This window comes from Candidatus Parvarchaeota archaeon (genome assembly GCA_016866895.1).
GTDB lineage: Archaea > Micrarchaeota > Micrarchaeia > Anstonellales > VGKX01 > VGKX01.
This window is the reverse complement of the sequence record VGKX01000199.1, coordinates 1-1,660: the sequence shown is the minus strand read 5'-3', so window position 1 is coordinate 1,660 and position 1,660 is coordinate 1. Positions and strand designations below refer to the sequence as shown.

Annotated in this window: 2 protein-coding genes; both read right to left on the bottom strand. The window is 47.1% G+C overall.

The window, feature by feature from the left end; translation table 11 throughout:
* Positions 1-171: 171 nt before the first annotated feature.
* The gene (locus FJZ26_05900; GenBank protein ID MBM3229942.1) at positions 172-1,182 is read right to left on the bottom strand and encodes a DUF63 family protein; all 1,011 of its coding nucleotides are present in this window, start codon (positions 1,180-1,182) and stop codon (positions 172-174) included.
* A gap of 110 nt (positions 1,183-1,292) precedes the next feature.
* The coding region (locus tag FJZ26_05895; protein MBM3229941.1) for a GNAT family N-acetyltransferase at positions 1,293-1,660 on the bottom strand (368 nt) is incomplete at its 5' end.

The window sequence follows — 1,660 nt, the reverse complement described above, 5'->3', positions numbered from 1 at the left end:
GTTTGTGTAGGTTTCAAGGAAAACTTTGGAAACGGCCGTGTCTGCAGCGCGGATTAGCTCGAGTGCCTCAAGGGGCATTGAGTGTGGCGGGTTAATTCCAAGGCCTACAAGATAAAGTGCCATTTTGTTTCACCATGAATTTGCGCATCAACCAAGGCACCATTGCCTGTTTCAGGCCCCTGTTGCAAGCCGCAGCAAGTCGCGCAGGCCAGGGGCCAGGCCAAACACGACAAGAAGCAGGAATATGAAGGTTTTTTCCTGCCTGTCCTGGGATTCTTTTTCCACAAGGAATGCGACTAGCGCCGAAAAGATTACCTTGACTGCAAAAAACACAAGATAGGTGTCTGCAAATGTTCCAAGAAAACTTGAGACAACGTGCTGCTCGCCGTAGCATTTGCCAAGCAGGGTGCAGGCAGGCTCAAGCCTGTTGAATATGTCTATTGTGACAAAGGTTGCCGCCCCGTCAAGCGAGTGGGCAAAAACAACAAGCCAGGCAAGGCTTCCGGCCTGGTCAGGTGCGACATTTGAAGCCCCGACTCCGCCATTTATTGCGCCATCATGGCTTTGCGTCAATCCGCTTCCAGAAAGCCTTGCAAAAAGAGCGCTTGAGAAAAACCTGCGGGCAATAAAGCCAATGATTCCTGCAAGCGCAATTATCAAAAGGCCATAGAGGGGGTAGGAGACCATTGGAAGGAGGATTAGAAAGTGGAGCAGGAACAGGAATATGCCAACGTTTCTCATCAGATTGGCTGATTTGGATGGAAATTTCCTTTCTGCAAATTTCTGCGCAAACAGGCTGGCAAAAAGTATTGCAGCAGTGACAAAATAGATTCCAGGGGAGCTTGTAAGAAAACCGTAGTCGTATAAGTGTGTCGATAAAATAAATGAATAAAACGAGCCAATGATGCCAGAAGAGACCCCTGCGTGAGCCTGCATTACACCAGTGTCGATTGAATCAGTGACAACACGCATTGTCGGGCCGAGGAGAATAAAGGGCAGTGTGGAGATGAAAAACTCCCTGTCAACAGTGATTTTGTGCTTTTTGAACTGCCCCCAGATTATGAAGGCTGCCGCCAAGGCAATGAGGGCATAGGTCAGCGTGTTTACAGGGTTGTAGCCCTCGTGGTTGAGGATTGGCTGGATGTAATAGGCCTGGATAAAGCCGTTTATGTCAAATGCCATAGATAAGCGCCCCGCAGCATATTGGACTATTTTAGTGCTTTAATAGTAGTGAATATTGTTTGTGAATAATGTTTGTGTTTCTTGTCAATCAGTATTGATTAATTTTGTGTTCAGTTTGGCTGCCTGTATTTCATCACTATGTTTTTCTCCACAAATGATTGGACAAAGCCCTCTTTTAAGTATAGGCTCAATGCCGGGTTAAATGCCTTGACTTTCAGGAGAATGCTTTGCACCCCAAGTCTCTTGCAGTGGGCAATTGAAGCTTCAACCAGAAGAGTCCCAACGCCTCTTCCCTGGTATTTTTTTGCAACCCCTAAGCCCTGCAGCACTGTCTGGCTTGCACCAGTCCCACCTTGCATCACAAGGTGGGAAAAGCCAATGATTTTCCCCGCCTGCTTTGCAACAAAATAAATATTACTTGGGCCAGACGAAATTCTTGGCGATTTGAAAAGTGCTTGGGCAATTTGCCTGACTTGCT

Coding starts and splice junctions, on each gene's coding strand:
- FJZ26_05900 (MBM3229942.1), bottom strand. CDS start 1,182: ATGGCATTTGACATAAACGGCTTTATCCAGGCCTATTACATCCAGCCA.